Here is a 7,315-nt window from a genome sequence, read left to right on the forward strand (position 1 = left end):
GTCTATAATATTTAACTTTAAACTTTGATTATTTGCTAAAAATAATTTTATTTTTATTGATTTTTGATATTTATCTATATTTAATTTTAACTCTTTGCTTTTCTCTAATCTAATATATAATTTACTTTCATAACACTTTTTAATCTCTACAAATGTATCTATATTTAAATTTTTAGTAGTTACTAAAATACTATCTATAAAACTTTCAATATTACTTTTTTCAATTTTTTTTACATTATCTTCAATATTTAACGATATAGAAATACTATTTAAGTTTTGGTCAAAACTATTAGATTCATTATATGTTATTTTAGTATCAGGGTATTTTGACTTTAAGGAATCTATACTATAGCTGTTTAATTCTTGATTATCTAGAATTTTAAATGCTAGATAGTCCTTTATTATATCTATAGAATTATCCATTTTTTCATAAATTGATAATATTGACTTCCCATATTGGACTGTAATTGGATATTTTATAAATTTCACCTCCCAATTAATCATTCTAATAAAATATATATGTGCTTATTTTTAATGAATGATAGTTTTATATCTATTTTAAAATAAAAAACCATCTAAATATACTTATAAGCATCTTTAGATGGTTTTTTCATCGACTTTATGACTATTTTGAAGGTAAAATTTCTATCCAATAATTATCTGGATCTGCTATAAAATATATACCCATATCTTTGTTTTCAAAACAAATGCATCCCATTTCTTTATGTAAATTATAAGCTGCATCAAAATCATCAACTCTTAATGCTAGATGGAACTCATTATCTCCTAAATTATATGCTCTATCCCATTCTTTAAGCCATGTTAGTTCTAACGTATGTGTAGTTTCTCCATCTCCTAAGTAAGATAGTATAAAACTTCCATCTTTTGCTTCATGTCTTTTTACTTCTTTAAGCCCAAGTGCCTTTTCATAAAACTCTAAACTTTTTTCTAAATTTAATACGTTTATATTATTGTGACAAAATCTAAATTTCATATATAATCCTCCCTATATAAATTAATAATTGCTTATTTAATTATACTAATATTAATTTATATTATAATCAAGTACTTACTAAAAAGTTAGTATTATGTTAAATTGTTTTATAGGTTAAAATATACTAAAGATCCAATAAAGGTTGTGATAATTTTGATTATTAGAGATGATAAAAAGTATGTTTGTAAATTAGATTTGGCTTTTGAAGTAATTAGAGGAAAGTGGAAAGTAATAATTCTATGTCATTTACTAGAAGGTCCTAAGCGTTTTTTAGAGCTACAAAGAATTACTTGTGGTGTAAGCCATAAAGTTCTAAATGAAAAATTAAAAGAAATGGAAAACGATGATTTAATATGTAAATTAGTATACGATGAACTTCCACCTAAAGTAGAATACTATTTGACAGAAAAAGGCAATGATTATGCAAAAGTACTTCAGAGTATAGAAAGTCTTGGAGATAAGTATTTCGACATATAAAAAGGAATCAATTAAGATAATTGATTCCTTTTTCTCTTTATATTAATTTATCATCTTTTAATAATTTTAGTAAAGTTGGATTTAAATTAAACTCTTTTATAAGATTATCAACTTCTTTCATTGCTCTCTCTTTCTTTTCTTGTGAAATAGAACCTTTAGAAGCTCTTATTAAAATATTTTTAGGCGAATGTGCTATATCTATAAATTCAAGAATTTGTGTTTTATATCCTAATGCTTCTAATAAATTTCCTCTAACCGCATCTGTCATAAGAGCTGATACTCTTTCCTTTATAATCCCATACTTTGTTAATATCGAAAACTCATCAGAATTTATCTGTTCATTAAATTCATGCTGACAACAAGGCACTGAGAAAATCATTTTTGTATTCCACTTCACAGCATTATAAAGTGCATAATCTGTAGCTGTATCACATGCATGTAAAGTTATAACCATATCCACATTATCAGTGTACTTATATCCATTTATATCTCCAAGTTCAAATTTTAAATTTTGATAATTATATTTTTGAGCTATATCATTACATTTTTTTATAACATCTGCTTTTAAATCTAACCCAATCATTTTTACATTTATTTTTTTTATCTCAACAAAATAGTAGTAAAGTACAAATGTTAAATATGATTTTCCACATCCAAAATCTAATATAGTCAATTCTTTATAATCATTTTTCTTTATCTCATCATCAATTATTTCAATAAATCTATTTATTTGTTTATACTTATCGTATTTAGATTTAACTACTTTTCCCTCTTTTGTAAATACACCTAAATCTATTAAAGGCTGTATTAACATACCTTCTTTAAGTATATAATTTTTTTCTCTATTATGACTTTTATTTACTAAGTTTTCATTACTGCTTTTTTTCTTACCTAGAAATACCTTACCTTTCTTAGATATTTTTAAATCATAATTAGTATTTTCAGACCAAGCAGCTACTTGTTTATAATTCTCAAAAGTCATTTCAAATAATTTTGTTTCTATCATTTCTAACTCTATATTTTCATGAAAAACTTGCTTATCTGTATATTTTTCTATCTGATAGTATTCTTTATTATTTTTTTCCTTTAATTCAATATTAATTTTATTATATTTAACATCTTTATTTAGCTTATTACTAATAACAACTTTTAAAAGCTTTTCATTTGTTATTTCTTTAATCTTAATTTTTAATTCTTCCATAATGTCACACCTTATCATTTCTAATTTTAGTTTTTGATACAACAAATACTATTATATATTACAACTCTAATAAGTTAAACTATTTTGTATAAATGTATCTATTATTATTTCAATCAATAATGTATATAAAATAAAAAGTAGAGTACTAAAATAAATTAATACTCTACTTTATTTTTAAACCTTTACTTTCTTCTTTTATTGAAAGTACTTGCTGCTAATCCTATAGTTGAAATTGTAAATAACCCTATATACGGTAACATACTATTATCATATGTTTGTGGACTATTTGAATTTTTTGATTCATAACTAGTCTTATTATCAGAGCTATTTATTTTATCTTTTTGACTATCATCTTTACCTTGATTTGAACTAGTTATATTTTCTTCATTCTTTGAGTTAGAATCATCTTTTTTAATTTCCTCTACAACTATAGGATCATTTGTAACTATTTTACTTATTACTTGATTATTGTCTTTTATTTCAAATGGATACATCTTGTTATCTATTCTATATCCTTCTGGTGCTTTTGTCTCTTGGTAATAGTAGTTTCCATATCCTAAGTTATCGAATTCTGCTTTTCCTTCTTTATTTGTCATAGCTTTCGCTACTTCTTTTTTGTTGCTATCAAATATAGTAAACTCTGTATTTGCTAATACTTTCTTACTATCCTTTGAATCTGTTTTTGTTATTTCTATTTTTCCTATTATCTTATCATCTGATACTGTCTTACTTACTACTTGATTATTATCTTTTATTTCAAATGGATACATCTTGTTATCTATTGTGTATCCTTCTGGTGCTTTTGTTTCTTGGTAATAGTAGTTTCCATATCCTAAGTTATCGAATTCTACTTTTCCTTCTTTATTTGTCATAGCTTTCGCTATTTCTTTTTTATTGCTATCAAATATTGTAAATTCTGTATTTGCTAGTACTTTTTTACTATCCTTTGAATCTGTTTTTTGTTATTTCTATTTTTCCTTTTATTGCATCATCTTTTGCTACTTTACTTATTAATTGATTATTATCTTTAATCTCGAATGGATACATTTTACTATCTATTGTGTATCCTTCTGGTGCTTTTGTTTCTTGGTAATAGTAGTTTCCATATCCTAAGTTGTCAAATACTACTTTTCCTTCTTTATTTGTCATAGCTTTCGCTATTTCTTTTTTATTGCTATCAAATATTGTAAATTCTGTATTTGCTAATACCTTTTTACTATCTTTTGAATCTGTTTTTGTTATTTCTATCTTTCCTTTTATTGCATCATTTTTAACAACTAAGTTGATATCTGAATCGGAATCTAATTTTATTTCAAATTGTATAGGATCAGTATTTAAAATGTATCCTTGTGGTGCCTTTTTTTCAACCGCTTTATATTTACCTGGTGAAAGCTTTAAATTAGCTATTCCGTCTTTACCTGTTGTTACACTTGTTATCTTGCTTCCACTTAAATTTTGAATTTCAAATACAGCACCTTCTAATACTTTTTTTTCATTATCTGAATCAACTTTTTTAATAGTTGCATTGTGATCAGATTGTGTATTTAGTATATTTCCTAAATCTACAGTAGTCCCTATTTGATTTTCATTTATAATAATTTTTATCTCTTTACTATCTAAGTTATATCCTTTAGGAGCTTTCGTCTCTTTTAAATAATATACTCCTGGATTATCTATTGAGTGTGATAGTATTCCATTTGAATCACTATTTAATGTAGCTATAACCTTTTTATTACTGTCCATTAAATTAAAAGTTGCTCCTGAAAGTGGTGATTTTGTTGTACTATCAATTTTTTTTGCAGTAAATCTATAACCTTTTTTCGTTTCAACTTTATTAGTTGTAGAGTTGTTTATCTTTGCAACATTAGTTACAGTTTTTCCATCTTCTACTTTAGAAAAATCCGTTTTTATTTTTACTTGAAGTGGTTCTCCATATTCTATCTCTTTTTTATCATTGGTAATTTTTATAGTATTGCTTTCTTTATCAATGTTTACATTAAAGTGTTCTGGAGTATCAACCCCTAAAATTTCAACTGCTGGATCTAACTTATCTGTTAAATTTAAATACCCCTTATCAAAATATCCATAACAATCAAAATCAATTGTGTAATTTACTATTTGATTATCACCTTTTTTAATTAATGTCTTATCTACTTTTTTTCGTGCATTTATAGCCCCTGCATTCATTTCATATCTTACAACATTTTGAACATCTTTAGATGTATTATCATAACTTAATTTTGCTTTATTTGTGTAAACCTTTTGTCTCTGTGTAACTTCTAAGTCATAATAAATTAAATAATGCTTATCTGTATTCCCTATATTAACAGTTAGCTTATTATTTTCAAATTTTATCTTATCTTTCATTTTATCTGTTACCCATTCAAAGTTATCAGATATATCATATGTACCTACCATAATGCTTCCATCTACTAATTTCATTCCATCTGGAATGTTATCTTCAATAATTGCATTTGTTACACTTTGATTATTAGGATTTATATCAAGTATATATTTAACCTTATTGTCATTAAGATTCACTATATTTATTGTATTTCCATTCTCATCTTTTGCTGTCTCATTAGTTCTACTGTATTTAGTTAACATCTTACCATCGTCTTTAGGTTTTACTATTGCTTTTGATGATAATGTTTCATCATGTTTAATTAAATCAACAACATTATCATAACGTTGCATATTTTGCTTTATTATAACACTATAACTTACTCTGTATTTGTTATAAGTAGTCCCAAAATTTACATTGACTGAATTGTTTTGCGTATTTATCTTTCCTTGAAAATCTTCTGTTACATCTTTCTCTGGTTGTCCATATTGTGTTTCATAAATTGTTACAGAATCTTTAACTAACTCCATTCCGTCAGGAATAGTATCCTTTATATATGAATTATACATAGTTGCATACTTTTCATTAACATATATACTATATTTTACTTTTTTACCTATAACAGGGTTGTTTATATTGTTTATTAATGTTCCATTTTCATAACCATCATATCCATCTGGATTATCAACAGTTTTATAAATTTGTCTATCAGTTACAGTAGGAGGATCTACTGGCGGTTTTTCATCTGGAGGAACTATTTCCACATCAATATATTGAACTGTCCCATTTAAATTAACTTCAACTCTTTGTGTTGTGTTAGTTTCAACATTTTTAGCTGTAGCCTTTACACTCATGTATCCACCTATTGCATCATTTGCGCCTTCACTAAACACAGCTGTAACAGTTGTTCCATCTACGTTTACGCTTTTAAAGTGTTCTGGTGGATATTTAGGTTGAATATTTTCAAATACATCCGGCAATTTAAATGTTATTGTGTCTCCTGCTTTTATACTCCCTGGCCCATTTAACGCCTCGTAATTTAAATTAAACTCAACTTGTTCCCCTGATTCCAATTTTGTCTTGTTGCTTGTTAATGTCAACTTAACATTATTGTTTTCAGCAAATACTGTCATCCCTGGAGATACAATGTTTAGTATTAGATTTAATATCACAATCATACTAAGCATTCTATATCTTTTTTTTGTTCTCACAAAATCACCTCGTCTTAATTTTTTATAAAAAAAGGCTATATTTATATTCAATAAATATAGCCGGTTGCACCACTAACTCCGTATCCCCCAGGTGCCCACATACAGGGTATACTTCTTCATCTCTATCTTTCTTAATTTTTTATAATCTAAATAAAAAAGGCTATATTTATATTCAATAAATATAGCCGGTTGCACCACTAACTCCGTATCCCCCAGGTGCCCACATACAGGGTATACTTCTTCGTTTCTATTTTTTTAATTAACTTTCATAATTATAGCGTATTTTGACATTTTTTGCAATTATATCTTGTTATCTCTTCTTACCTTTACTAATTTTTTCTTTATATTTATTTGTTTATAATCTTTCAAAAATTTCTCACCTTTATAATTTAGTAAGTCAACATATGAATAAAGGTCATGAACTTCAATTACTCCTATATCTTCATTGTTTATTCCTTTTATATTGCTAAATGTCCCTACTATATCTATAATTCTTATTTTTTTCTTTTTACCCGCATTTAAATATATTCTTGTTACTTCACTATGAATTTTCTCTTTATTGTTTACTTTCCTTCTGTTTTTAAAAATTGCCGCTGAGTTTTGTTCGAACTCATATTTGCCACTTTTTATTTTATCTCTTGTTATATCTTCTAAAACATTTATATCATACCCTATATATTCTTTTATTTCATCTATATATTTCCTATCTTTCTCACTTACTATAGTCACTGCTTTTCCATATCGATCATGCCTTCCAGTCCTACCTATTCTATGTACGTAATTCTCCTTGTCCCTAGGAACATCATAATTGATTACTAAGGATATATCGTCTATGTGAATCCCTCTACTAGCTACATCTGTACTTACTAATACATTATATTTTCCATTTTTTAAATCTTTAATGGTAAATATCCTTTTATCTTGAGACATATCACCATGTAATTGTTCTACTAAAAACTTATCTTTTTTCATCTTCCTATATAATTCAGATACTCTATCTTTGGTATTCAAAAATATGATTGTTGTTTCAGGTTTTAAAGTATATATAATATTTTTTAAAGTTTCATATCGATTTTCCTCATTAGAAT

Annotated in this window: 7 protein-coding genes and 2 riboswitches; of the genes, 1 reads left to right on the forward strand and 6 read right to left on the reverse strand. The window is 25.8% G+C overall.

The annotated features are described in order from the left end of the window. Positions 1–489: hypothetical protein (locus RWY47_RS01215; RefSeq protein WP_316030209.1), on the reverse strand; the 489-nt coding region annotated here is incomplete at its 3' end. A 136-nt stretch (positions 490–625) separates the two neighbouring features. Then, positions 626–994: a VOC family protein gene (locus RWY47_RS01220; protein WP_021433496.1), complete on the reverse strand. Its 369-nt coding sequence runs from the start codon at positions 992–994 to the stop codon at positions 626–628. Positions 995–1,147: 153 nt separating this feature from the next. Here RWY47_RS01220 and RWY47_RS01225 point away from each other — a divergent pair, with 153 nt between their 5' ends. Continuing rightward, positions 1,148–1,471 carry a winged helix-turn-helix transcriptional regulator gene (locus RWY47_RS01225; RefSeq protein ID WP_150843095.1) on the forward strand — a complete coding sequence of 108 codons (324 nt, stop codon included), beginning with the start codon at positions 1,148–1,150 and terminating at the stop codon, positions 1,469–1,471. 37 nt (positions 1,472–1,508) lie between these two features. On the opposite strand, the gene RWY47_RS01230 is transcribed toward RWY47_RS01225, so the two are convergent. The 4 genes from RWY47_RS01230 to RWY47_RS01245 form a co-directional block, all read right to left on the reverse strand. Then, entirely contained in the window at positions 1,509–2,672 is a 1,164-nt protein-coding gene (locus RWY47_RS01230; RefSeq protein WP_150843096.1) for a class I SAM-dependent methyltransferase, read from the reverse strand. Between the two features lie 182 nt (positions 2,673–2,854). Then, complete coding sequence (locus tag RWY47_RS01235) at positions 2,855–3,580, reverse strand: MSCRAMM family protein (protein ID WP_316030212.1); 726 nt, start codon at positions 3,578–3,580, stop codon at positions 2,855–2,857. 31 nt (positions 3,581–3,611) lie between these two features. Next, on the reverse strand, positions 3,612–6,227 hold the full coding sequence (locus RWY47_RS01240; RefSeq protein ID WP_316030210.1) for a SpaA isopeptide-forming pilin-related protein: 2,616 nt from the start codon (positions 6,225–6,227) through the stop codon (positions 3,612–3,614). Positions 6,228–6,276: 49 nt separating this feature from the next. Continuing rightward, positions 6,277–6,360: riboswitch (cyclic di-GMP riboswitch) on the reverse strand. A gap of 41 nt (positions 6,361–6,401) precedes the next feature. Beyond that, positions 6,402–6,485: riboswitch (cyclic di-GMP riboswitch) on the reverse strand. A 42-nt stretch (positions 6,486–6,527) separates the two neighbouring features. Next, positions 6,528–7,315: helicase-related protein (locus tag RWY47_RS01245; RefSeq protein WP_316030211.1), on the reverse strand; the 788-nt coding region annotated here is incomplete at its 5' end.

Source organism: Paraclostridium sp. MRS3W1, from assembly GCF_032465715.1.
In the GTDB taxonomy this organism is placed as follows: Bacteria; Bacillota; Clostridia; order Peptostreptococcales; family Peptostreptococcaceae; genus Paraclostridium; species Paraclostridium dentum.

What these genes read in the sequence shown, in the direction of transcription:
- RWY47_RS01220 (WP_021433496.1), bottom strand. Translation starts at nt 994, where the DNA reads ATGAAATTTAGATTTTGTCACAATAATATAAACGTATTAAATTTAGAA.
- RWY47_RS01230 (WP_150843096.1), bottom strand. Translation starts at nt 2,672, where the DNA reads ATGGAAGAATTAAAAATTAAGATTAAAGAAATAACAAATGAAAAGCTT.